At 59.4% G+C, this 24,636-nt stretch carries 23 protein-coding genes and 2 pseudogenes; 22 read left to right on the top strand and 3 right to left on the bottom strand.

The features are described 5' to 3' along the window. Window positions 1-83: 83 nt before the first annotated feature. The 5 genes from ATY76_RS29490 (at window position 84) to ATY76_RS29470 (ending at window position 4,809) form a co-directional block, all read left to right on the top strand. Entirely contained in the window at window positions 84-998 is a 915-nt protein-coding gene (locus tag ATY76_RS29490; protein WP_245310132.1) for an ABC transporter ATP-binding protein, read from the top strand. Continuing rightward, window positions 995-1,708: an ABC transporter ATP-binding protein gene (locus tag ATY76_RS29485; protein WP_088678177.1), complete on the top strand. Its 714-nt coding sequence runs from the start codon at window positions 995-997 to the stop codon at window positions 1,706-1,708. Before ATY76_RS29490 ends, ATY76_RS29485 begins: the two co-directional genes overlap by 4 nt. Beyond that, complete coding sequence (locus ATY76_RS29480) at window positions 1,708-2,589, top strand: branched-chain amino acid ABC transporter permease (protein ID WP_088678176.1); 882 nt, start codon at window positions 1,708-1,710, stop codon at window positions 2,587-2,589. Before ATY76_RS29485 ends, ATY76_RS29480 begins: the two co-directional genes overlap by 1 nt. Before the next feature lie 95 nt (window positions 2,590-2,684). After that, on the top strand, window positions 2,685-3,545 hold the full coding sequence (locus ATY76_RS29475; RefSeq protein WP_245310131.1) for a branched-chain amino acid ABC transporter permease: 861 nt from the start codon (window positions 2,685-2,687) through the stop codon (window positions 3,543-3,545). 31 nt (window positions 3,546-3,576) lie between these two features. After that, on the top strand, window positions 3,577-4,809 hold the full coding sequence (locus tag ATY76_RS29470; protein WP_088678174.1) for an ABC transporter substrate-binding protein: 1,233 nt from the start codon (window positions 3,577-3,579) through the stop codon (window positions 4,807-4,809). Between the two features lie 215 nt (window positions 4,810-5,024). On the opposite strand, the gene ATY76_RS29465 is transcribed toward ATY76_RS29470, so the two are convergent. After that, entirely contained in the window at window positions 5,025-6,248 is a 1,224-nt protein-coding gene (locus ATY76_RS29465) for an ATP-binding protein (protein ID WP_088678173.1), read from the bottom strand. An 856-nt stretch (window positions 6,249-7,104) separates the two neighbouring features. Here ATY76_RS29465 and ATY76_RS34335 point away from each other — a divergent pair. Beyond that, a pseudogene (locus tag ATY76_RS34335) lies at window positions 7,105-7,429 on the top strand (HEPN domain-containing protein); the annotation flags it as partial. 683 nt (window positions 7,430-8,112) lie between these two features. Here the strand turns inward: ATY76_RS34335 and ATY76_RS29450 are convergent. Next, window positions 8,113-8,535: a hypothetical protein gene (locus ATY76_RS29450; RefSeq protein WP_088678171.1), complete on the bottom strand. Its 423-nt coding sequence runs from the start codon at window positions 8,533-8,535 to the stop codon at window positions 8,113-8,115. Between the two features lie 723 nt (window positions 8,536-9,258). Here ATY76_RS29450 and ATY76_RS29445 point away from each other — a divergent pair. From ATY76_RS29445 to ATY76_RS29425, 6 genes and pseudogenes are all read left to right on the top strand, one after another. Continuing rightward, entirely contained in the window at window positions 9,259-10,218 is a 960-nt protein-coding gene (locus tag ATY76_RS29445; RefSeq protein ID WP_190233754.1) for a hypothetical protein, read from the top strand. Between the two features lie 55 nt (window positions 10,219-10,273). Further along, window positions 10,274-12,223: a hypothetical protein gene (locus ATY76_RS29440; protein WP_088678170.1), complete on the top strand. Its 1,950-nt coding sequence runs from the start codon at window positions 10,274-10,276 to the stop codon at window positions 12,221-12,223. A 204-nt stretch (window positions 12,224-12,427) separates the two neighbouring features. Then, window positions 12,428-12,580, top strand: a pseudogene (locus tag ATY76_RS34330) (transposase); the annotation flags it as partial. Then, window positions 12,547-13,617: an IS3 family transposase gene (locus ATY76_RS29435; RefSeq protein WP_348627532.1), complete on the top strand. Its 1,071-nt coding sequence runs from the start codon at window positions 12,547-12,549 to the stop codon at window positions 13,615-13,617. The pseudogene ATY76_RS34330 and the gene ATY76_RS29435, both read left to right, overlap by 34 nt. A 363-nt stretch (window positions 13,618-13,980) precedes the next feature. After that, window positions 13,981-14,181 (top strand): type II toxin-antitoxin system VapB family antitoxin, encoded by a 201-nt coding sequence (locus ATY76_RS29430; RefSeq protein ID WP_016736583.1) that lies wholly within the window; start codon window positions 13,981-13,983, stop codon window positions 14,179-14,181. After that, window positions 14,178-14,561 carry a type II toxin-antitoxin system VapC family toxin gene (locus ATY76_RS29425; protein ID WP_088678168.1) on the top strand — a complete coding sequence of 128 codons (384 nt, stop codon included), beginning with the start codon at window positions 14,178-14,180 and terminating at the stop codon, window positions 14,559-14,561. Before ATY76_RS29430 ends, ATY76_RS29425 begins: the two co-directional genes overlap by 4 nt. Window positions 14,562-14,823: 262 nt before the next feature. Here the strand turns inward: ATY76_RS29425 and ATY76_RS29420 are convergent, their stop codons facing one another. Next, complete coding sequence (locus ATY76_RS29420; protein WP_088678167.1) at window positions 14,824-15,609, bottom strand: helix-turn-helix transcriptional regulator; 786 nt, start codon at window positions 15,607-15,609, stop codon at window positions 14,824-14,826. Between the two features lie 121 nt (window positions 15,610-15,730). Between ATY76_RS29420 and ATY76_RS29415 the strand changes: the two genes are divergently transcribed. The 10 genes from ATY76_RS29415 (at window position 15,731) to ATY76_RS29370 (ending at window position 24,617) form a co-directional block, all read left to right on the top strand. Further along, complete coding sequence (locus ATY76_RS29415) at window positions 15,731-17,311, top strand: ABC transporter substrate-binding protein (RefSeq protein ID WP_088678166.1); 1,581 nt, start codon at window positions 15,731-15,733, stop codon at window positions 17,309-17,311. A gap of 21 nt (window positions 17,312-17,332) precedes the next feature. Then, the gene (locus ATY76_RS29410) at window positions 17,333-19,336 is read left to right on the top strand and encodes a CocE/NonD family hydrolase (RefSeq protein WP_088678341.1); all 2,004 of its coding nucleotides are present in this window, start codon (window positions 17,333-17,335) and stop codon (window positions 19,334-19,336) included. A gap of 632 nt (window positions 19,337-19,968) precedes the next feature. Next, window positions 19,969-20,943, top strand: coding sequence for a GTP-binding protein (locus tag ATY76_RS29405; RefSeq protein ID WP_088678165.1), 975 nt, complete (start codon window positions 19,969-19,971; stop codon window positions 20,941-20,943). Between the two features lie 38 nt (window positions 20,944-20,981). After that, window positions 20,982-21,482: a DUF1097 domain-containing protein gene (locus ATY76_RS29400; RefSeq protein WP_088678164.1), complete on the top strand. Its 501-nt coding sequence runs from the start codon at window positions 20,982-20,984 to the stop codon at window positions 21,480-21,482. Window positions 21,483-21,519: 37 nt separating this feature from the next. Further along, window positions 21,520-22,263, top strand: coding sequence for a nitrile hydratase subunit beta (nthB, locus tag ATY76_RS29395; protein ID WP_088678163.1), 744 nt, complete (start codon window positions 21,520-21,522; stop codon window positions 22,261-22,263). Window positions 22,264-22,307: 44 nt separating this feature from the next. Continuing rightward, window positions 22,308-22,925, top strand: a complete 618-nt coding sequence (gene nthA / locus ATY76_RS29390) for a nitrile hydratase subunit alpha (protein ID WP_040142647.1) — start codon at window positions 22,308-22,310, stop codon at window positions 22,923-22,925. Window positions 22,926-22,935: 10 nt separating this feature from the next. Further along, on the top strand, window positions 22,936-23,262 hold the full coding sequence (locus ATY76_RS29385; RefSeq protein ID WP_040142645.1) for a nitrile hydratase accessory protein: 327 nt from the start codon (window positions 22,936-22,938) through the stop codon (window positions 23,260-23,262). Window positions 23,263-23,424: 162 nt separating this feature from the next. Beyond that, entirely contained in the window at window positions 23,425-23,613 is a 189-nt protein-coding gene (locus ATY76_RS29380; RefSeq protein ID WP_088678340.1) for a CbtB domain-containing protein, read from the top strand. A gap of 13 nt (window positions 23,614-23,626) precedes the next feature. After that, window positions 23,627-24,352, top strand: a complete 726-nt coding sequence (locus tag ATY76_RS29375; protein WP_009995686.1) for a CbtA family protein — start codon at window positions 23,627-23,629, stop codon at window positions 24,350-24,352. 1 nt (window position 24,353) lies between these two features. Next, window positions 24,354-24,617, top strand: coding sequence for a hypothetical protein (locus tag ATY76_RS29370; RefSeq protein ID WP_009995687.1), 264 nt, complete (start codon window positions 24,354-24,356; stop codon window positions 24,615-24,617). Window positions 24,618-24,636 lie beyond the last annotated feature (19 nt).

Below are 24,636 nucleotides of genomic sequence, written 5' to 3'. Positions count from 1 at the left end.
CCCGCTTGGGGAGTTGTCGCCAATCTAGCCGCCGGTCTCCAGCCGGGGGCACGCTTCTCTGGACGTTTCGGGGAAGCAATCGAATGAGATTGAGACTTGACATACCGAAACGTCTTCAGATACGAATTGGTATCCAAAGCGGAATTGACTGTCAACAACAGAAATTGACGGACAGAGGAGAAGCCGCTTCAGGAGGGAGGAATAAAGTGAACGACAGCAGCATCGAAGAGGTGCGCCCGGTGCTCGAGGCGCGGGGTGTTTCCGTGCAGTTTGGCGGTGTAAGAGCGCTGACAGACGTGTCGCTTTGCGTAAGGCCAGGTGAAATCTGCGGCCTCATCGGGCCGAACGGCGCCGGAAAATCAACCTTTCTCAACGCGGCAACCCGTCTCGTGAGCTACGCGAGCGGATCGATCATGCTCGACGGCCAGCCGCTCGAAGGCGTGGAAACGCGCGACATGATTGGAATGGGCGTCGCGCGGACGTTTCAGAATTTAGGCATCTATGCATCGATGACAGTTCACGAGAACGTCATGCTAGGTGCACATCACCGGCTTGGCGGAAATTTCGGAAAGGCGATCTTCGCCCCATTCCAGGCGAAAGCCTTAGAGCGGTCCACAAGCGAAAAGGCGATGGCGGTGCTTGAGGAGGTCGGCATGGCGGATCTGGCCTCCCGCGCGGCCGGCTCGCTACCCTATCCCTTGCAAAAACGGATGGAAATCGCCCGGGCGCTTGCCGCGGAGCCGAAGATCCTCCTGCTCGACGAACCTGCCGGCGGGCTTACCCACGGCGAGGTCCACGAATTCGGCGCGCTCGTCGACGGGATAAGGCGCAGACACAATCTCTCCATCCTCCTTATCGAGCATCACATGGGTTTGGTGATGAGCCTTTGCGACCGGATCGTCGTTTTTCACCTCGGCCGCAACCTGGCCGAGGGAATTCCTGCCGAAATCAAGTCAAACGATGCGGTGATCGCCGCCTACCTCGGAAAAGCGGCATGACCCTTTTGGATATCAAAGAACTGTCCGTTTTCTACGGCAAGACGCAGGCACTGTTCGACTGTTCGTTCTCAGTTGATGAAGGCGAATTCGTCGCCCTGCTCGGCGCAAACGGCGCCGGCAAGACGACGCTGCTGCGCGCAGTCTCGGGCCTCCTGTCCTTCAAGGGTTCGGTTTCCTATGCCGGCAAAGCGCTCGACAAGATCTCCGCCCAGACGCGCCTTGCCCTCGGTGTCGCGCACATCCCGCAAGGTCGCGGCACATTCACAGAGTTTACGGTGGAAGAAAATTTGTCGCTCGGCGCCACGATCGTGGCCAGCCGCTCCCAAGTGAGACAAGACAAGGAACGCTGGTACGAAACGTTTCCGAGATTGCGGGAACGGCGCAACCAACTCGCCGGAAACTTGAGCGGCGGCGAACAGCAGATGCTCGCCGTGGCTCGCGCGCTGATGTCCAGGCCGAAGCTGCTCATGTGCGATGAACCATCTCTCGGACTGGCGCCGTCGATCACGCAGGAAATCCTGGCGATCTTCAAGTCCCTGAACAAAGAGGCCGGCATGACTTTGCTCGTGGTCGAACAGAACGTCGACATCACCCTTCAATACGCCGACAAGGCCTTTGTTATCGAAGCTGGCCAGATCGTCGCGAGCGGCGCGGCAAGCGAGCTGATCGGCAACGAAGACATCAAGAAATCATATCTGGGAGTCGCCTGATGAGTTTTTTCTTCCAGCTCGTCGTCAGCGGCTTGACCACGGGCGCCATCTACGCGGCGCTGGCGCTGGCGCTCGTCCTGATTTTCAGGGCGACGAATGTCGTCAATTTCGGCCAAGGCGAAATGGCGACATTCTCGGCCTATGGCGCCTGGCAACTGATGCAGTGGGGCGTGCCGCTCTGGCTCGCCGTCCTCGCGAGCCTCGTAGCGGCATTCGCCATCGGGATCGTGACATTCCGCCTGATCATCCGACCGATGATGGACGCTCCCGTGGAAGCGACCGTCGTCATCACGCTAGGCATCCTCGTCCTATTCCAGGCCGCCTGCATGTGGATTTGGGGGGCGGAACAGCTCTCCTTCCCAAGCCTTTTCCCGGATGGCGGCTTTAGCATTGGCGACGTCCGCGTGCTCGCCTCTGCCGTCGGGACACTGGCAATCCTCCTAGCGATCGCGCTGGCGATGGGGTCCATCTTCCGCTTCACCAAGCTCGGCCTGTCGATGCGCGCAGCCGCCTTCGATCGTACACGCAGCGTTCTCGTTGGCGTCGATGTCGAACGAATGCTGATGCTCGGCTGGGGCTTCGCTGCCGTCATCGGGGCACTCGCCGCGATCCTGATTGCGCCCCGCCTGTTCCTTAGCCCGACGATGATGACACCGATCCTGTTCTATGCCCTGGCGGCTGCAACGCTCGGTGGCTGGGATAGTCCGCTTGGCGCCATTGTCGGCGGTCTCGCGGTCGGTGTCGCCGAAAGCCTGGGGGCAAGCTACCTCCCGTTCATCGGAGCCGACATGCGTATCGCGGTCCCGATCGCGCTGACATTGACCATCCTGCTCGTGAAGCCCGTCGGCCTGTTCGGCTCCTACAAGGTGACAAAACTATGAGAGACATTTCCCTCTCAGCCGCGATCAAGCTTGGTGTCTTCGCAATCGTCGCGGTATCGATCCCGGTCTTCGCCCCGGCCTACGCACTCCAGCAAGTGGCCATAGCGATCGCCTATACAATTGCGATTCTCGGTCTGAACCTTCTGATGGGATATGCCGGGCAGATTTGCCTTGCCCAAGGAACGCTGTTCGGCGTTGGCGCCTACGTTACCGCCATCCTGAACGCGACCTACGGCGTTTCCCCTCTGGCCACGCTTCCAGTCACGGCTGCAGTCGCCGCCGCTATCGGCCTGGTGATCGGCCTTCCGGCGCTCAGGCTTCAAGGTCTGCAGTTGGCCATCGTCACTTTCGGCATCGCGGCGGCATTCCCGCAGTTGCTCCTCAAGATGGGAAGCCTGACCGGCGGCGTATCCGGGCTTCCCGTCGACGCTCCCGAAACGCCGGGTTTCATGGCGGATGTTCCGGAGCTTTGGCTTTACCTCATCTCGCTCGCCTGTGCCGGCGTCGGTGCACTGCTCGTCTCCCGAATGCTGTTCGGCGACGCCGGCCGCGCGCTGAGGGCTCAGCGCGACAACCCTCAGATTGCCCAGGCGCTTGGCGTCAACCTGACGCGCACCCGGCTCTGGGCATTTGCGATAAGCTCGGCGCTCGCCGGACTGGGCGGTGGAGTATTTGCCATCGTCAGCGGCTTTATCAGCCCGGAATCCTTCCTGGCGATCCTGTCCATCAACATCGTGATCGGAAGCATTGTTGGCGGCGTAACCAGCATCGTGGGCGCCTTCGTCGGCGGCCTGTTCATGGTGTTTGTGCCGAGCTGGGCATCCGACATCAACCTGAGCCTCGGCAACTTGATTTACGGCCTCGCACTGATCCTCATCATGATGGTCGCGCGCAATGGGGTCACTGGCTTCATCGAAAAATGGCTTTCGATGATGTTTCGGAGGTCGGCTGGCTGAGATGCCCGCCATCAAACTGGGAGGAACTGAAATGAGACTGATCTCTATAATGAAGGGATGCACGATGCAGCTGGCCGCGGCCGCGCTGCTCGCCGCCTCCCACGCCAGCGCCGCGGAACCGTCGCCCGGCATCACCGACGATACGATTAAGATCGGTGTGACGGGACCTTTGACCGGTCCGGTCGCTGTCGTTGGCGGCGTCGCAGAGGGCATCAGGGCACGTATCGAGCAGGCCAACGCCGAAGGTGGCGTCAAGATGGGCGACGGCAAGACCCGCAAGATTGAACTCGTCATCGAGGACGATGGACTTGACCCGCAACGCACCCTGGCGAATGTCCGGAAAATGGTGGAGAAGGACGAAGTCTTCGCGCTGGTCGGCACCGCCGCTACTCCGAACAACCTCGCGATCGGACGCTACATTACCCAGAAGAAGGTCCCGAACGTCTTCATGTATTCCGGGGTTATCTCCCTGAATGCCCCAAAGTGGGAAGTCGGCTTCGTTCCGTCCTTCTCAACCGAAGCCGATGCCTTCGCTGCATATCTCAACTCCACCAAGCCTGAGGCCAAGGTAGCCTTTCTATATCTGAACACGGAAACCGGCCAAACCTTCATGAAGGCGTTCGACCGCGCCATCGAGGGCTCCCCGATCAAAGTGATCGAACGCCAGCCCGTGACATCCCAGGACCCCACCGTCGAGACGCAGCTAAACACGCTGAAGGCATCCGGCGCCGACACGCTGGTCATCATTGCCGCTCCCAGGCAGGGTGGCGAGGCCATCCGCTTCCAATCCGAAAGCGGCTGGAAACCGTTGACCCTGGTGACCAATCTTTCGTCCGCATATCCCGTGCTCCAATCCGTCGGCCTGGAAAATGCCAAAGGCATCATCACCTCGGATTTTCTAAAGCCGATCATCAGCGACCAGAAGTCGGGTGACGAAGGCGTCGACCGCTATCTCGATGCTATCAAGGCGGCGAAAGTTAACTTTGTCTTCGCCAATACTATTGGCCAGACCGGATACGCCATCGGCGACGCCCTCGTTCAGTCTCTTGAAAAGCTCAAGGAGCCGACCCGCGAGGAACTGATGAAGGTCGTCCATAACATGGACGGCTGGAAGAACCCCGTGCTCCCCGACGACATCAAGATAACGACCAAGGGGGACACCGACATCTACCCCGTCGAAGCGCTCCAGCTCTATCAGTTCGATGGGCAGACGTACGTTCCTATTGGTGGGGTTTTGGATTTTGAAGGAGCGACACACGAGTAGCGATGATCTTCCCCAAGGGTGCCGTTTAACCTCGGCGCCCTCTCGCCTCCGAGTTGCCGAAGCTTCTCCATTGTGGTCGCCGTTGGTCCTCGTAGAAGCTCGACTGGCGTATCCGCAAATTGCCTCGCCTTGAACGGAATCGAACCTGAGCCCATTCGTCGTCGTTGAATTTCCAAGAATTATGGGGTCCGGCGCGTGCAGCGAATTCCCAGACGCTAACGCCACAACGCCGAGATTGGCACGGCGGATAGGCGTTCTCCGAACGGAATCACCTTGTCATGGTCGTACAAGACTATGCCCGAAACAAACCGTTCTCTGGATGCTTCGGCCAAAATTCGCAATCCAGAAAAATCGGAATTCGTGACGGATGCTGCCGCTTTGATCTCGATACCGACGATCCGCCCTCGCCTGTCTTCGATGACGATATCGACTTCATTCTGCTGCTTGTCACGAAAATGCGAAAACTCAAATCGGGTATGTGCGGCGCTGGCGAGTTTAAGGATCTCCCCAAAAACAAAAGTCTCCAGCAACGCCCCGAACTGCCCCCTATCATCCCGGAGTCGGTCGAGAGAGAGGTCACGAAGAGATGCGAGAAGACCAGAATCGAGGAAATGTATTTTCGGGGTCTTGGTCAGGCGTTTCAGTTTGTTGGAAAACCAGGGTTGAACGGTTCGGGCGAGGAACAGGCTCTCGAATATCCCGACGTATTTTTGCGTTGTGATGTGGTTCATCCCGATGGCGGCGCCAATTCCGGAGTAGTTCACGAGTTGTCCCGAATGCTCCGCCAGGATGCGCAGCAAGCGCGGCATTTGCGCAATCTGCTCGATTTGCGCGACATCGCGAACGTCGCGTTGAACGATCGCCTGGATGTAATCCGTATACCAGTCCTGTCTGCGGCTCAAGGTTTTGCGACCCAACGCCTCGGGATATCCGCCTGCCAGAACCGCAGCCATCAGGTCGTCTCCAACGGTTGGTTCTCCTGCCTTAACCTCGTTTTGAAAGGCGTCGCGCAGGAAGCTGCTGCCCGCCGCCCTGATTTCGCTTTGAGCGAGCGGCAGCAATCGGACGACCTCCATGCGTCCTGCGAGCGAATCCGCCACGCGTGGCAGCGTCATGAGATTTGCAGAGCCGGTCAGAAGGAAACGTCCTGGGCGCTGGTCGGTATCCACGCTTTCCTTGATCGCCAGCAACAGCTCGGGGGCGCGCTGAATTTCATCGATAATGGCGCGGTCCATTCTTCTTACAAAGCCAACCGGATCCTGTCGCGCTGCCTCCAGGGTCGTTGCATTGTCCAGCGTGTAATACTCGATCCCCTCGCTGGCCAACTTCTTGGCCAATGTCGTTTTTCCTGATTGTCGGGGACCCACGATCAGTACCACTCGCGTGTCTGACATGGCGTCGGCAACGCGTTGCTCAACGAGCCTTGGATACAGGGCCATAGCTTCATTCCTTTGGTGACCGTTTGAAACTACGGTTATGACCGATTGAAAGTCAAGGTACGACCATTTGAAATTAGTTACGTGGCTGATTGAAAGGAGACCAGAAGTAGGTGGCATGCCGGATGGCGCCATGAGGTCGACGAGAGCTCCGCAGGCGTCCCTGAACCTCTCGCTGATTGATCACCGGAACTGATCTAGGAAATTCTCAAGCGAGGGGATATCTGATCAAGAGCGAAGCGAAAGCAAATTTTTGTATACTTTGATGATAGCGCGGCTTTTTACAAATGAAAGAAATGCAACCGCCTTTGAATGGGTTCGAACCGTAAACCGTCGTCGCTTATGTACCTGCTGACGCTTGTAATCTTCGCTGGCGCCCGGGCTGGTTCCCTTCGATCCATTATGCGATCTTCTTGGCCTAAAACGTGAACCCCATAGCAACAATCGGGGCTGGCCTCGAAGGCTCTCGCCGCGCCAGAACCGTTGACCCCGGTATCTCAGTATCAGTGGCGTAAGAGGTATTTATGGAACCGAAGTGGCTGTTGCAATCGACGGCCCCGGGGGCCGATGCGTTCGGCGACACCTTTAACTCTTCCATGGGTTGACCGCAGAAGATCCGGACCGGGCCAGGAGGCCATCGCAAAAGCCGGGATCGAATCGGTCTCGTGGGTGACGGCATTCGGCCGCAAGATCAAGTGGTGCCAGCCACGACAACATCCGCCAGGCGGCAGGACGTGTCGCTTCACCTCCGAAATGCTTGAGGCCGCTGAGGCCCCAAGCTTTGGCAGTTGCATGCCCTCGATGCGCCTCGAACCCTCGATCACGCAACCGCACCTCTGTTTAAGAAGCCGGGTTCATAATACACCAATCCCTTGAACAAGCCTACTCTTGCATCCTCCTAACACTCACCAATTACGGCCCGCCGTCTCACGACAGCAGTTCCTCCGCTCGCTCGCCGAGGAACAAGATCGGCGTCTTGCCGATGCGCTTCCTCGGGATCAGCATCGTGAGCGCGCTTGGTTCAACACGCTGAACGAGGCATACTTCAAAGCGCGGTATTCCAGACACTACCAAATCAGCGAGGAGGCTCTCAGCTGGCTTCAATGCCAACTTCTTCATTGCTTCAGCTGGTCGAGACGGTGTGCTTCGAACATCTGGCGATGCTTGAGCGAAAGATCGGGTAGCTTTGGTAGGAAATCAACATTCTCTCCGGCTAATGAGGAAATGGAACTTGAACTGCCGCTACACATTATGTGCTTGCAAGTGGCCCATTTCATTTCGGAGGAGATTTCACATGAACAACCTGATTTGGCTCGTCGGCGCCGTGGTCATAGTGCTCGCAATTTTGAGCTTCTTCGGTTTCCGTTAAGAACAGTGGGGCGTTTGACCCCGCTGCAAGACCCTCCGATCTCTTCGCCGCAGCGGGTTTGTCCGCCGAACCTGGCCGCTCTGTCTCACTGCTCGGCTCTGAGGAGATCAATGCAACCGGTAAGAACGAAACGACCGGCTCAACCTGCTCGGCGGCGAACTGCTTTCGCCACGCATAATCTGCTGAGGCTTGATATCGTGCCGACGAGCGACCTCGGCAATCTTGGCACCTGTGGCGGAAGCCTCGTCCAATATCGACAGCTTCTCGTCGTTCGACCAGTCACGCCGACGCTCGACACCCGTCAAAATCTCCATGCGGCCCATAGTTCATGCATGATAACGTCTCTAATGACGGAATTAGTGACGTAACTTCAGGTGTTCGCCGAGAATCTCAAAGGCTGGCTCACCGGACGCTTACGGAGATGCTAGGTCACCGCTAATTCCGCGCAGTTCAGCGAAGGTAGAAACGGCTAGCGGCAAGCTCAAATGACGGGCCCGATCATGCAAATGGCTCGACCAACGCGTTCGCGACACCGAATTTCCGGAGCACCTCAAGCGCGCGTTCCGAGACGACGAGCCGCCCGTTAGATACCGTTCCGAAGTCGTCGTGAGCTGCTCTTCCTACAGGCTTCAACCAAGCAAACGGAGGAATTTCGCGGGATGGGTATAGCTCTCTAAATGTTTCGCTGGCCGTTACATCAACCTTGGCGAAACTTGCCCCGGTGACGGCTGCCGACAGGAGCCCCCGCTTTGCTTGTTCGGTTACAATAAATGCGGGGAAGCTCTCCAAAATTGCGTCTCCCAGCCAACCCTCCATCTCGTAATGCAGCTCATTGATGATCGGCGGATGTACGCTTCGGTCTACGATCGTACGATCTCCGAGCGAACCAGAAACTTCCGGCTCCATGTAAAAGTAGCGCATTGTCACCTCACCGGAGGATTGAACTGAGTGCCATATCATCGACTGGTAGTGTTCGCTCTGACTCGAATCCCGCTCGTTTTCGGAGAATCGTGTATTTATTGCAACACATGCGCTAACAATCGAGGGGGCGAGGTCAATGCTTCCGCCGGAATGATGCCGGACACTGCGGCCTTTCTGGCGAGCATCGACGGTTTAGTCCGGTCCGTCGATCCGAGGAAGTCATCGTGTCGCTGTTAAAGACGAAGCCCGTCTTTCGGTGAAATCAGTATAGAACAGGCCGGATGGCGGGGCTTGAACGAATGCTACGACGGAGCATACCGCGGCTCGCACGGGCAGCTCTGTGGGGCCGGGCGTGTGCGTATAGTGCCTGGTATTGCGATCTAAGCCTCGCCGCATGAACGGCGTGGCCTCGGACACGTCAAGATTCAAATCGTGCGTCCGATGACGGTAGCGACAGCATCCCCAATCCTTGGATTCTAGCGCCCAGCAGCGTGACGCTTCGCCTCCCGCTTAAGCGCTTTGTACCCGCGTTCTGTATGCTTCAACCTTCTACCGCTGTACACATTATCAGTTAACCACAACCTGCGATAAATACGAGCGGGTAGTAGCGTCAGGGCCATCCTAGATTATTCTCTGATCAACCGAAGGTAGACCCCCCCGACGTAGCACACGGGGAGAGATGCCGTACGGCTTCGACCAATCGCATGCAGCAGGGAGGCTTAGATGGACCCTTTGACAGTTACGCTTAGAGATCAGATCGCGGCGCCGCGCGGCGAAATACCAGTCGGAACCAGCATGCAATCGAACCAGTGGGCAATCAGCGCAAACGGGTCGTACGTCCTTGTGATGCAGACGGACGGAAACTTGGTGTTGTACCAAGTCGCAGGCCCACCACCCGTAGCAAATTCAAGCTTCCAGGGCTTTCCGTACTGGTCGTCGGGAACAAATATTGGCGTCGCCGCTCGCTTCGAAGTGCAGACGGACGGCAACCTGGTCATCTATGACGGTTCAGATTTGTTATGGGCTGCTTACAATACAAACAACGCCTCACCGGGTTACCTGGCAGTCCAGGTGGACGCCAACCTGGTCTTCTACGACACTTCGGGCGCGGCGTTCTGGGCGACGAACACGGCTGTGGATATTCCAGCGTTGATGCCAAGGCTGGAGAATGGGGCAACTGGCCGATTCGATTTCTTCAACGTCTCCGCATGGCACAGCCTCAACAATGAAGGCGACAATGGCGCCACCCCGACGGTCACCATGAACTCGAGCACGCTACTGGTTCAGGGCGGCTTCCAGTGGGAGCACTTTCCGATCGGATCAGGCGAAGGCTCCATCAGCATCGAAGTCGCGCTGTCAGGTGCCGTCACATGCGTGGTGACGGCATCAGTCATTGGCGCGCCTTTCTCGGAAATCGGTTTCTCAGCGTCGGGCACCTGGCAAGCGACATTGGGAGACGAACCGGTGCTGACCTGCAGCCTCGATAACGGCTGGGGGGTGAACATTACCAATTTCAAGGGCGGCGGAAGCTGGTATCCGGGCATCGAGATCGATTTCTCGGATAACCAAAGCCTCTGCTTCGAGAACATGTCCGGCGACACCGCTTCGGTCGGCGTCGCCGCCGGGGCACGCCAATCCGGCCCGAGACAGAAGGAATCCCGGATGGAGGCACGCAATGGCTGACACGGCGGGACACACAAGAGCGGCATTCGAACGAGTGCGAACGATTCGCTCGCGAATGCGTGAGTTCGCCGATCCCAGCATTCTGCATGGCGGTGTGTTTCGCTGGCCCCTGATGCGCCGGCCCGACGTGGAATCGATGCTCGACGGCGTGCAGAGGGACCCAGTTGAACCCCGGCATTGGCGGTGGCTCTACTCCGAATTGCATCGCGGCGCCATCGCGGGTGCGCCGGTGCCTTCGCCGGCGGAGATCGAGGCGCGCGCCGCACGCCACCGCGCATGCGGTCTCATGCCGGTGGCGATAGCAAATATTCGCTACGGAACGCCGAGCCAAGCGTTTGCCGACGAACTGTCGCGCTTCGTGCGCGCAGGCGGCGCGTTGCCGACACCTGCACCAGGATCGCTCAAGGACAGGGCGGCATTCTTCGCCGCACCGCTGTGCAAGCAGGAATACCACGTCCTTCGACTGCTCCCCGAACGCCACGACGGACTACAGGTGCGCTACGTAGTGCCAAGCGATCTCGTGATCGACAATACCGGCCTAACGCCGCGCGAGCTCGAAATCGATTTCGATGACGGTACCGACTATCGCAATGTAAAGCTCGACGAGCCGGTGGATGTCACCTATCCGAGCGCCGGTCACCGGTGCATTCGTGTGCGACTGGCCGGAGCTGGTCGCCATGCCACTGGTTGTCGGCTCACCATTGCCGAGCAAAGTGCACCGATACCGGACGAGACGTGGTCGCTTTATTCACCGATCACGTTCCAGGGTGTAACTGCGACCGGCTATGCATACGTGTTTTACGGCAGCGGCAACACGACACTAACAAATCCGCTGCTGATGGCAGAGGGTTTCCCCGGCGGCTACTCGATCAACACGTTGTGGAATATCTTCAACGAGCAGAACCTGGCCCAGGATCTGCTCGCACAGGGATACGACCTAGTACTGGTCGGCTTCGACGACGGCACGACGTATGTCGAGGCCAATGCGGGCGTTGTAATGGCAGCGGTTCAATATGCGATCAACATGACCTCGTCCGACACCGAGCTCGTCGTCGGCGGCGCCAGCATGGGCGGCCTCGTGGCCCGCTACGCACTCGCCTACATGGAGACCAACAACATCCCGCACCAGACCAGTTATTACGTTTCGTATGACACGCCGCACCTGGGTGCATCCGTGCCCGTCGGCGTGCAGGGCTTCATCCAGAGTGTCTGGCTCTATACACAGGATGGATCGGTGGAGGCACCGGCCGCGCTGCTGAACAGCAACGCTGCCCAGGAAATGTTGATCTACTGGGTCAATGGGACGACCTACACCGACATCACCACCGGCGTCTCTCCGCTGCGCGCCAACCTGTCGAACAATCTGTCGGCGAGCGGCAATTTTCCTAAGCAGCCGACATTGCTCGGCGTTTCGAACGGCGCGACCGACGGCACGCTGAACGGGACGCCGGCTTCCGATTACGTGCTCTCGGCCGAAGGCGGGATGATCGCCAGATTGGGCCTGGAAGTGATGACATCACCAGGGCTCACGGCCACCGTGTACGATGATGAAGGACACAAGACCACGATCGCCAATGCTGTGTGCCAGCTCCAGCTCGAAATTCCCGGCGGCGGAGGTACTTTCGTCACTGTTTGTGGAGAGGGTCAGCAAACACCCGAGTACGAATCGGCACCGGGTGGAACGGACACGTTCTTCAGCACTCTCGGCAACGAGCTCGACATGGCCGGGTATTCGTCGACGATCAATTACGACTCGGCTTGTTTCGTGCCGACCATCAGCGCGCTGTCCCTGAGTTCGCTCGACGTGTACAGCAACGACGACCTGACCGGTAGCGTCGGCGATGCGACGTCGGATCTGACAGCCTGGATCGGCAGCAACAACGACAAGCACGTCACGATCACCGCACAGACCGCGGCCTGGCTGCTGCAGCAACTCCCGTCAAAGGGGTCTCTGCGGAGAACAGCCGCACCGCCGACGACTCGCCGTGTCGAGCGGCTCGCCTGAGACAAGCGAACCAGGCCAAGGACGCACGAAACGCACCTCTGGTATGGCTGGGATTCCCCAAGTCTCGAAGGAAACGGCAGGACGACGCCGTCACACGCATCGCGCACCTTGCGGCGGAAGCTGGCTTCTCGGATCTTGCGTTGACCTGCCACTGCGAATTTCCTCCAGGATGGATTAGAGTCCGGCCCATTAAAGGACGGACGAATGAAGAAGCAGAGATTTACGGAAGAGCAGATTATTGCGGTGCTGAAGGAGCAGGAGGCAGGCGCGAAGGTGGCCGACCTGTGCCGCAAGCACGGGATTTCAGAAGCGACGTTTTATAACTGGAAAGCCAAATATGGCGGCATGGAAGTCTCCGAGGCGAAGCGGCTGAAGGCGCTCGAGGACGAGAACGCGAGGCTGAAGAAGCTGCTGGCCGAACAGATGCTGGATGCAGCCGCGCTCCGCGAGCTTCTTGCAAAAAAATGGTAGGGCCTGTCGCCCAGCGTGAAGCCGTCACGCATCTGAAGGCCGTCATGGGTCTTTCGGAGCGGCGGGCCTACCAGATCATATCCGCCGACCGCAAGACGATCCGTTATCGATCCTCTCGACCGCCCGAGGTAGAATTGCGGGCGAAGCTGCGTGACCTTGCCAATGAGCGGCGGCGTTTCGGCTATCGGCGACTGTTCATCCTGCTTCGACGGGACGGAGAGCCGTCCGGGGTTAATCGCATCTACCGGCTCTATCGCGAGGAAGGACTTTCCGTTCGCAAGCGCAAGGCCCGGCGGCGTGCCGTCGGCACGCGTGCACCGATCCTGGTCGAAGCGAAGGCCAATGCTCGCTGGTCGCTAGATTTCGTGCATGACCAGTTCGCCTGCGGCAGGCGCTTCCGCATTCTCAATGTCGTCGACGATGTGACGCGCGAGTGCCTAGCCGCCATCCCCGACACCTCGATCTCCGGGCGTCGCGTGGCGCGGGAACTGACGACACTCATCGAACGACGCGGCAAGCCAGGAATGATTGTCTCCGACAACGGCACCGAACTCACGTCGAATGCCATCCTCGCCTGGTCGAAAGATCACAAGGTCGAATGGCACTACATCGCGCCGGGAAAGCCGATGCAGAATGGCTATGTCGAGAGTTTCAACGGGCGCATGCGCGACGAGCTGCTCAACGAAAGCCTGTTCTTCGGCCTCGATCATGCCCGAAGCGCCATTGCTGAATGGGCGGACGATTACAACCATTTCCGTCCGCACTCATCGCTCGGATACAAAACCCCGGCAGACTTTGCCGGGACCATCGCCGCAACCGGCTCCAACGCTGCGCAAGATGAAAGCTTCGCGTTTCCGCCGGTTGCTCACACCGCGCCATTTGGCGTATCCAAAACTGCCGAGGCTCTAATCGTCGCCGGATGAAAGTTCAGTGGCAGGTCAGCGGTTCATCAGGATCTGATCGATCCGGCGCTCAGATCGAGCAGTTCCTGCGTTGAACCATCGACGTGCTGTGGATCAAGTTCCAACCTGATCGGCGTCCGCTCGATCCGACCGCTCGACCTTCCATGAGCGGCCGGGATTGCCCGATGTTCGCCTTGAAGGGATACGAACCACCGACCCCGCCATTCCACAATCGTGCAGTCGATGGGACAGGAACCCGCCTACAGCAAAATATCACGCTGCTGAATTTGCACATCCGACGGCCGACATATTGGACTGGAGATCACGCGTAGATTTTATCACCAAATGGTGCTATCTATAACACCATAATCAGGAGGCCCAACGATGCGATCGACTATCAATCTCGACGACACCCTCATGGAAAGGGCTAGATCTCTAACGGGCACGAAAGAAACCGCCACTCTGGTCCGCCAAGCATTGGAGACGCTTGTTCGTGTGGAGTCGGGAAAACGCCTCATCGCGCTCGGCGGAACTATGCCGGATGCGGAGGCAGCCCCACGCCGCCGGAGCGCAGCTGCCAAGTGATACTTGCCGACACTTCCATCTGGATCGATCATTTCCGGCATGCCGATTCAGAGCTGCGTAGGATTATTGAGGACGACCGTCTCTTATGCCATCCAGCCGTAATCGGAGAGCTCGCACTTGGCAGCCTTCGGGATCGCAGTAGCGTGATAACTTTCCTTGCGGCCCAGCGCGAAGCGTTCATCGCGACGCACGACGAAGTTATGATGATGATTGATCGCCACGCCATTTTCAGTATGGGCATTGGCTACACAGATGCCCACTTGATGGCCTCAGTTCTCCTCGATCAACGAGCGACCTTATGGACCAGAGACAAGCGTCTGCGGGCAGCGGCCGAAAAGGCGGGGGCCTCACTGCACACTCCTGCCAACGCGCGAAACTAAATGCTGTATCGAAGCACTCATGCTGGTCGTGAGCCGCCTGAGCGCAGAGTTCCGATCGATCCAGTATGCGATCTTCTTCGTCCAGAACGGGAACACCGTGCCAGCGACATGGCGCAAGAAGTCAGCCGACAACTCCCAGTACTGCTGGTTGGCGAAATCGAGAATTTCATCAGACGCTGTGGCCAAAGCATCGCGGGGATCAGGTCAATGATAGGATCGACACTTCGGCCATGCCGAGCCGCTCAACCGTGCAATCAGGTCCTCAATATTCTGCCGGCACCGCATATACTTCTGCAGACGGATCCGCAAGGAATGAGCGAACCGTCGGCGGCAGGTGGCGCGACGATAGCGGCAGAGGTCCACAGCGCGCAAGAAGCTCACGTAAGTCGGGCTCGGCGCCGACATGTCGCCAGATCATCCGTGAGGCATAGGGGAGGTTTTCCCTTCGCCAGGAAATCCCCATTGTCGTTCCGCGCAAATAGACACGCTGGTACTCGTCGAATGGCAGGAGGATCGTCTGTGACAACATGGAATTCGGGCCGACGACACGCTCCGTAATGAAGATCCTGTTCCGATAGAAGGCCGCAAGGCCAACATATTTCGAAAACTGCTGGATGCCGTTTCCAGGATCCCGCAGACGCTCCATTGATTTGACATGCACCAGCCCGCCTTGCTCGATAAGGCGGCTGCATGAACAGACAACCATTCCAGGCCAGGACGGTGAGCGATGATAGGTCTGGAAATAGCCGAGATGGCGCCGGAGCGCGGTCAGATCCCCGGGGAACGCCTTTAAGAGTTCGGAATTTTGATTGAGGCCCAGGGTTGGTTTGCGAAGCCGCTCGCGAAAGAGCCTAGGAGCGAGACCAAAGTCGGCCGCGTCGAGATCGAAATACTTGGCGATGCGCGCCAGATTATGGGCAGACGGTCTCGTCTGGCCGTTGATGTATCGATTGAATTGTTGCCGGTTAATATCGATTGCGCGGCAGAGCTGCGAAATAGAACGCTGCGTAGCACAGGCAATCTTGAGGTTGTCGACCAGGTGAGGCATCGGCAGCTCCGTCTTGATACCGGCTAGCGTAAACTCGCTTAAAGATGCGTCAAGTCGCGAAATTGCGTGAGCCTGCCCGACCTCTACGTTCCTCTTACAAAATTGAAAAGAGGGAACTGTCATGACGCATCAAATGGATCATTCTGTGCAGCTGAAAATCGACCGCCGCCACTTCCTCGGCGGCGCCGTCGCGCTGGGCGCTTTGCCGGCCCTCACTTCCGGTCTTCTGATGCCGCGCGATGCCCGCGCGCAGGAAGCGAAGCGCGGTGGTCATCTGAAACTCGGCCTCAAGGGCGGCGCCACCAGCGATGCGCTCGACCCCGCAACATACAGCGCCTCTGTTTTGTTCGTCATTGGCCGCCTTTGGGGTGATACGCTGGTCGAATCCGACCCCAAGACGGGTGCGCCCTTGCCGTCACTGGCGACTTCCTGGACGCCATCGGCGGACGCATCCGTCTGGACTTTCAAGATCAGGAACGACGTGCAGTTTCACGACGGCAGCAAGATGACCGTCGCCGACATCGTCGCGACACTGAAGCGCCATGCCGACAAGAATTCGCAGTCCGGTGCACTCGGCCTGATGGCCTCGATCACCGGTATCGAAGAAAAGGCGGGCGACCTTGTCCTGACGCTTTCGGAAGGCAATGCGGATCTGCCTCTCCTTCTCACCGACTATCATCTGATCATCCAACCCAAGGGTGGCGTCGGCAAGCCTGCAGCCGCCATCGGCACCGGTCCTTACATTCTGAAGAACTTTGAACCCGGCGTTCGTGCTTCCTTTGAGAAGAACCCAAGGGATTGGCGCTCCGACCGAGGCTTTGTCGACAGCGTGGAAATCCTCGTCATCAATGACAACACCGCTCGCATTGCGGCGCTCGCCTCCGGCCAGGTCCATTTCGTCAACAATGTCGACCCGAAGACCGTTCCGATGCTGCAGCGGGCACCGACTGTCGATATCGTCCGGAACGCCGGCAAGGGCTTTTACTGCTTCCTGATGCATTGCGACACGGCACCCTTCGACAAGAACGACCTTCGCCTTGCGCTGAAATATGCCATCGATCGCCAGTCGATCCTGGAAAAGGTTCTGGGCGGCTACGGAACGATCGGCAACGACTATCCGGTCAATTCCAACTACGCCCTCGCTCCGACGGATATCGAGCAACGGCCGTATGATCCGGAAAAGGCCGCCTTCCACTTCAAGAAATCGGGCCTCGACCGTCCGGTTCAGTTGCTGACCTCCGATGCAGCCTTTCCAGGCGCCGTGGATGCGGCGATCCTATTCCAGCAAAGCGCGCGCAAGGCAGGCATCACGATCGACGTAAAGCGCGAGCCGGAAGACGGCTATTGGACCAACGTCTGGAACAAGCAGCCCTTCTGCGCCTCCTTCTGGGGCGGCCGCCCGACACAGGATTCGCGCTATTCCACTTCCTATCTTTCGACTGCCGAATGGAACGACACGCGTTTCAAGCGCCCTGACTTTGACACGCTGGTGCTGCAGGCAAGGTCCGAGCTCGATGAGACCAAGCGCAAGGTACTTTATCGGCAATTGGCGCTGATGGTGCGAGACGATGGCGGTCTGATCCTGCCCGTCTTCAACGACTACATCATGGCTTCTTCGAAAACCCTGAAGGGATATGTCGACGACATCGGCAACGATATGTCCAACGGCTACATCGGCAGCCGTGTATGGTTTAATGCCTAAACCTCTCCGAGAAATATGATCATGGCTGAGCGCAGCTTCACCACCATCGAAAATCAGTGGATCACCCTCAAGGACGGGACCCGTCTCGCCGCGCGCATCTGGATGCCCGATGGCGCGGAGAGCGATCCCGTGCCGGCGGTCTTCGAGTTCTTGCCCTACCGCAAGCGCGATGGAACGAGCCCGCGTGATGAATCCACCTACCCGGCGTTTGCCGCGGCCGGCATTGCCGGCGTTCGCGTCGATATCAGAGGTTCCGGTGAATCCAGCGGCATCATCGATGGTGAATACACCAAACTGGAGCTTGCCAATGCCTGCGAGCTGATCGCCTGGATTGCGGAGCAGCCCTGGTCGAACGGCTCGGTCGGCATGATGGGCATTTCCTGGGGCGGCTTCAACTGCCTGCAGGTCGCGGCCTTGAAGCCCCCGGCGCTGAAGGCGGTGATTTCGATCGCCTCTACGGTCGACCGCTACAATGACGACATCCACTACAAGAACGGCTGCCATCTCTCCGCTCAGCTTTCATGGGCGGCGACGATGCTTGCCTACCAATCGCGCTCCCCCGATCCGGCCATCGTCGGCGACGACTGGCGGGATATGTGGCTGGAACGCTTAGAGCAGGAACCCTTCTTCCTGGAGGAATGGCTCCAGCATCAGCGCCGCGACGATTTCTGGCGGCATGGTTCGATCTGCGAGGGCTTCGCGGACTTTGATACCCCCGCTATCATCATCGCCGGCTGGGCTGACGGCTATCGCAACACGCCCCTGCTCGCAGTCGAAGGCCTCGGCGAGAAGGCGAAGGCGCTGATCGGTCCCTGGGTTCACAAATATCCGCATTACGCCTGGCCGAAGCCGCGCGCTGATTTCCACGGCGAAGCGATTGCCTGGTGGAACCGCTGGCTGCGCGGCGAGCCCAACGGCGCGGAGACCATGCCATCCGTGCGCGCCTATATTCTCGATGCCATAGCGCCCGCGACGCGCCGCGATTTCGACCCGGGATTCTGGATCGCCAAGCGTAATTGGCAGCCGCCTGAGTTGCAGTGCTTCTATGTCGAGCAGTTCGGCGGCTTGATGGAGGGCATGCCGATCCCGCATACGCCGGAGCACCCCGTCTACCTGCGATCGCCGCTCGACACAGGCACCGCCTCGGGCGAATGGTTCACGCTGAAGCCCGATGCGGAGCTGGCGATCGATCAGCGCCTCGATGACGCCGGCTCGCTGACCTTCCAGACCGCGGCGCTGGCTGAAGATCATGATTATCTCGGCCGCCCGGTCGTGACGCTGGCGCTCAGATGCGACGCCGAAACCGCCAATCTCTGCGCAAGGCTCGTCGACATCCACCCGGATGGCACCGCGACACGCGTCTCCTTTGGCGTGCTCAATCTCGCTCATCGTAACGGTAATGCAGCGCCCGAACCGATGAGCAAGCGTGAACGCACGACTGTGAGCCTGACCCTTGATGCCTGCGGCTACCGCTTCCGCAAGGGGCACCGCATCCGCCTGTCGCTGTCGACGGCCTATTGGCCGATGGTCCTGCCACCGCCGGAAGATCCGGGTCTGACGATCGACATCGCCTCCGTCGGCCTTGGCTTGCCTTTGCTTGGGACACATGACCTCATCGAAGTAAAACAGCCTGACGATCCCGATCCGCTGCCGAAATATATCGAACACGCGTCGGGCTCGACGAAGCGGCATGTCGTGCGCGATCTGACGGCCGGCCTTACCCGCTATGAAATCCACGAGGATACCGGCCTTTTCGAACATCCTGGCACTGGCCTGTCGACGCGGCAGCTTCGCGAAGAAACCTGGTCGATCGCGCCGGATGACCCGCTGTCGATGTCCGGCATCTCAACCTGGACCTGCGACATGCAGCGCCCCGGCTGGTTCGTCCGCACGGTCGCGACATCGTCCATCGCCTGTACGGCAACAGACTGGATCATCAGCGCCTCGATCATTGCCTATGACGGCGAGACGGAAATTTACAGGAAGATCTTCGAAGAGAAGCGCATCGCGCGCGATCTGATGTAGCTCAGCGCTGGCAGGCAGATAGGATTGCCGCCGAGTGGCACTCGGGCCCCAATGGGTCGTAGTCTCGCTGGCGATTTCTGCAAGATGCTCGTCGGAAGATCAACGCCGACTTTAAAGTCTCATCTCGCGCCGAGACCGATCCTCAAGTCGATGTTGATGAGAAGGACGCGGCTATGCTCGTTGAGGCCGAGGCGGCTAAGCACCTCTGGATCACCGGCGATGGACAGAAGCCCCCAGCCTAGCGGCACCACTTTCGCCGGCGACAATGGAATGCTCTCGAAAAGCCAACTTGCGCATGGCGTCCCTCGCCAAAGCTTGCGCAAACCAGACAGTTTTTCATGCCCATCCTGTCGATGATCGGGAAAAGGGCAATAAGATCAATAATTAGACAGTATGATCAGTTTTTAATCAAAAATCAAAAAGCTCATCATTTTGGCAGAATTTGCGGTTTCTTTGGCCGAATATGAAACATCAGGTCTCTTGCCTCGTGACGGTATTGCAAGTGTAATTCTCCTCGTCTGATCGACGCTTCCGGGCGCATCAGACCAGCAAACAGCAGCGGAGCGCCTATTCAGCCCCGGTCATTTGGCCGAGACGGCGGAGGCGTGCCCGGACGGCAAGGGGATGAGGCCATGGCAAAGCTTGCGACGACAATTCTCACCGGGTTTCTCGGGGCCGGGAAGACCACGCTTCTCAATCACCTGCTCACCTCAATCGAAAACGAGCGCGTAGCGGTGATCGTCAACGAATATGGGGAGGTCGGCATCGATGGAAAGCTCGTGGTGCCGACGGCGGACGAGGTCATCGAGCTGAACAATGGCTGCATCTGCTGCACCGTCAGGCGCGATCTCATCGCCGCGATCGGCGAACTGCTGCGCTCCGGACGGCCAATCGACCGCATCATCATCGAGACTTCGGGTCTTGCCGATCCGGCGCCGGTCATCCAGTCCTTCCTGCTCGACGAAACGCTCGCCAGGCGGCTGCAGCTTGATGCGATCGTGACCGTCGTCGATGCCCGCCATATGAAGCAACAGCTCTCTCAGGACGAGGCGAGGGAGCAGATCAGCTTTGCCGACGTGCTGCTGCTCAACAAGATCGACCTGGAGAGCACCGAGGACCTTGCCGCCACCGAGCAGCAATTGCGCGGGATCAATCCGCTTGCCCGGATTATCCGGACGAGGGATTGCAAGGTCGAGCTCTCCGCGGTGCTCGACGTCGGCGCCTTCGACCTTAAGAACATCCTGTCTATCGACCCCGATATTCTCAAGGACCATGAACACGAGCACGACCAGAGCATCGGTTGCGTGGCGATCCAGGACTTCGGCCTGCTCGATCCGGCGGCGCTGAACGTCTGGCTCAATCGCCTGTCTCAGGAGATCGGCACGGACCTCTTCCGCATGAAGGGCGTGCTGAATTTCCACGGCGAGCAGCGCCGCTATGTCTTTCACGGCGTGCACATGACGCTTGAAGGACGCCCCGGGAAAGCCTGGGGGCCTTCGGAAAAGCGGCTCAACGAAATCGTCTTCATCGGCAGGAACCTCGACGAGGCGATGCTTCGAGACGGCTTCATGAGCTGCCTCAGCCAGCAGCGCGCGCTGGCATCCTGATGCGCATCCGCCCAACCCCTCAACAAGGAGACAGACCCATGCCCCCGCTCGTTGCCGCAATGATCAGCCTTGGTGTGCTCGGCGCCATCGACACCTATATCACCGCGACGATATTTCCCGTTCCCGTGTGGGTCACCTTCATCGCCTGGGCGTCGTTCTTCGCCTGCGGCGGCGGAAACCAGGGGCTGGTCAAATCGATCGTTTCAAACTGGACCGGCATCGGTATCGCCTCGATCACGCTGCTGGTCATCCAGTATGGCCCGGCCCACCCGATCTTTGCGGCGATCCTGGTCGGCGCCGGCACCTCAGCAATGATCCTGGCCTCGGCCATCCCGATCTTGAACTTTCCGCCGGCGATCGTCTTCGGCTTCGCCTCTCTCGTCGGCACCAGCGCGGCAACGGACACGACGATCGTCACCTCAGGTCTCAATCATCCGACCCTCGTCGCCATGGCCGCGATGCTGCTCGGCGGCGTCTTCGGCCTGCTCTCGGAAATCGGAACCCAGCTTCTGGCCGGCAAGAAATCCGCGACCGCCTGAGCGTCATCGTCACCATTCATCATAAAGGAACGATCCCATGAAACTTCAGCACTATCTTGGCGGCCTTGAGGGGCTGGGGGCCGTGAGCACTGAAACGCGCGTTTTCGTCGATGTCTGGGAAACCAGGATCTTCGGCATCCATACGGCGATGATGGCGCTGTCGCCGCAGCTTCCGCTTCCCGAGACGCCATCGACGTTTAAGACCATCTGGACCTGGGCGGATCTCAGGAAAGGGGCCGAGTCCCTCAATCCCTTCGATTATTTCAGATTTCGCTATTACGAGAAGTGGCTAGGCGGAATATCGGGATACTTCATCGACAACGGCTATATCACCGCCGAAGAGCTCGATGCGCTGACGGAGGAATACTACAACGAACCGTCGAAGCCGCTGCACGAAGCCGGCGATGAGGCGATTGACCGGCGCGTCGTGCAATATCTCGTCGAAGGCGACAGCCCCAAGCGCGACGTCGCCGTGACCTTCGAATTCAAGGTCGGCGACACGGTGGCGATCCGCGATGTGCCGACCGTCGAGCATACGAGGCTGCCCGGTTTCCTCCGCAACAAGTTCGGAACGATCGAGACCGTCTATGACGGAGCTTACACCTATCTCTGCGACACCGGCCCCGACGGCGTCGGCGCGGCGATGCCGGTCTACTGCGTTCGCTTCGAACCGAGTGACCTCTGGCCCGATAATGCCGAGAAGAATTTCAGCCTCTATGCCGATCTATACGCCCGCTATGTCGAGGCACCGGAAACCGCCGAAGCCTCCAAAGCCGCCTGAGCCGCACACCAGTCGCCGCTATTCCAGTCAAGGAGCGAACAACAATGATAGACCGTTTTCACTATCGTCAGGACCGGGAAGCCTACAGCGCCGCCCGCGTCAAGGCCCTGGAAGCCCTGCTGATCAAGAAGGGCGTGATCACCGACAGAACCGTCGATACCGTCCTCGATTTCTTCGAGACCAAGATGGGGCCGTTCAACGGCGCCAAGATCGTCGCGCGCGCCTGGGTCGATCCGGCGTTCAAGGACAGACTCGTCGCCGACACGCCGAAGGCCATCGCCGAACTTCCGTTGCCCGAGGGCATGGCGGGCGCCGAGGGCGAACACATGCGCGCGGTAGCCAACGCCCCCGATGTCCATAACCTCATCATCTGCACGCTTTGCTCCTGCTATCCGTGGCCGGTGCTCGGCCTGCCGCCCTACTGGTACAAGGACCCGACCTTCCGCAGCCGTGCCGCCCGCGAACCACGCGCCGTGCTGACGGAGTTCGGGCTGGCGGTTCCCGATGCGGTCGAAATCAAAGTCTGGGATTCCAGCGCCCAGATCCGCTGGTTCGTCGTGCCGGAACGCCCGGCCGGCACGGACGGGCTTTCCGAAGCGGAACTCGAGGCCCTGGTCACACCCGAAGCGATGATGGGTGTCGCCGTCGCCAGGGCACCGTGAGGAGGGGGTCGTGCTGACGCAATTCGAGCATTTCGCCGTCACCGAGATGATGGGCAGCACCGACAACCCGCCGCGAGCAAACGGCTCGCTCTGCTTCGGCAGCGAGTGGGAGCGAAAGGCCTTCGGCATGGCGCTTGCGCTCGCCAAGGACGGCTTCTTCGAATGGGACGATTTCCGCGACGAACTGATCAGCGCGATCGGCGCCTGGGAGGCGACCCATCCCGTCGATCGATCCTCCTGGAATTATTATGACCAGTTCCTGGGCGCTCTTGAAAAGGCCGTGGTGAAATCCGGCGTAATCGACGCAGACGAGATCAAAGCCGCCTTGGCGGCCTGATCAGCATAGAGCGCCGCGCGTCCCGCAGGACGCCAATGACGCTCTCACTTTGAATTGGCGCATAATCCTTTCCGAAAACGGATTCCGATTTTCGAGGTAATGCGCTGGCCCTTCAGTCAACATGTTATCGGCGCCGAAGGCGTCGTGTCGAAAGGTTTTCCGATGTCCACGCCCTATACCGTCTCATCCTCGACACCTGTTGCCACCGCTTCCGCCACGAGGCTGCTTCAGTCGGCGATTGCCGTCTGCCTCGGCTTGATGATCGTCGGCTTTGTCGGCTTTTCGCATATCGAAGTCGTCCACAATGCTGCGCATGACACACGCCACGCCAACGCGTTTCCGTGCCACTGAAAGGAGAATGACAATGTCGCTGTTTCGTTCGATCGTCTTCACCGCGGTGCTCGCCGGCAGCATCGTCGGAGCCGCTGTCACGGCCGTCCAGTTCTTCGGCACGAGCCAGCTCATCGCCAAGGCTGAAGTCTACGAGAAGGCGGGTGAGGCTCTTCCGGCGGCAGACGCCGCAGCCGCCGTTCCCCCCGGACACGATCATGCGGCGATGGCCGATCATGACCATGAAGAGGAAGGTTGGGAGCCGGCCGACGGCGTCGAGCGGACGGCCTTCACGCTAGCCGCCAATATTCTCACTGCCATCGGCTATGCGCTGGCGCTGACCGGGCTGATCTCGATGCGCGGCAAGGCTCTCGGCTGGCGCGAAGGGCTGATGTGGGGACTAGCGGGCTTTGCCTGCGTGATGATCGCGCCGATGCTCGGATTGCCGCCCGAACTGCCGGGCACGCCATCCGCGCCACTTGCCGACCGGCAGGTCTGGTGGATAGCGACGGCGGCAGCGACCGCTGGCGGCCTTGCCCTGATTGCCTTTCACAGGAAGCCATGGACGGCGGTCGCCGCCATCGTGCTGATCGCGGCTCCGCATGTGATCGGTGCGCCAGCCGCGCCAGAGGGCCAGCATGCGCTGGCTCCGGAAGCGCTCCAACATCAGTTCATCGGCACCGCAGTCATGACCAGCCTCATCTTTTGGGCGCTGCTCGGATCGCTGACGGGCACGTTCTTCCGGCGTTTCGAGGTATAGGGTGGAAGAGTTGCACCTGACATGGCGCGAGGATATCGACGCGCTGCAGTTTGCCGCCGGCAACGGCGGCCACTGCTTCGTGCACCGGCTTGCGCTGCGGACATTGCTCGGCGCCAGGCCTTCGCCGGACGAATGCCTCGCCTTCGCCAGGCTGAACGCCGCTGCCTTGCTCAGTGCCGCCCGGCAGAGGATCGAGGCCGGCGAGGCGCCGGCAAAGCGGAATTTCCATCTCGACAGCCGGCAGATCCGCCGCAGCCTTTCGTGAGCTGGCAGGCTAATTGCAT

The sequence above is a fragment of the Rhizobium sp. R339 genome (assembly GCF_002211395.1).
Classification (GTDB): Bacteria; Pseudomonadota; Alphaproteobacteria; order Rhizobiales; family Rhizobiaceae; genus Rhizobium.
The sequence above is the reverse complement of the archived record's forward strand: the minus strand, read 5'-3'. Positions and strand labels throughout refer to the sequence as shown.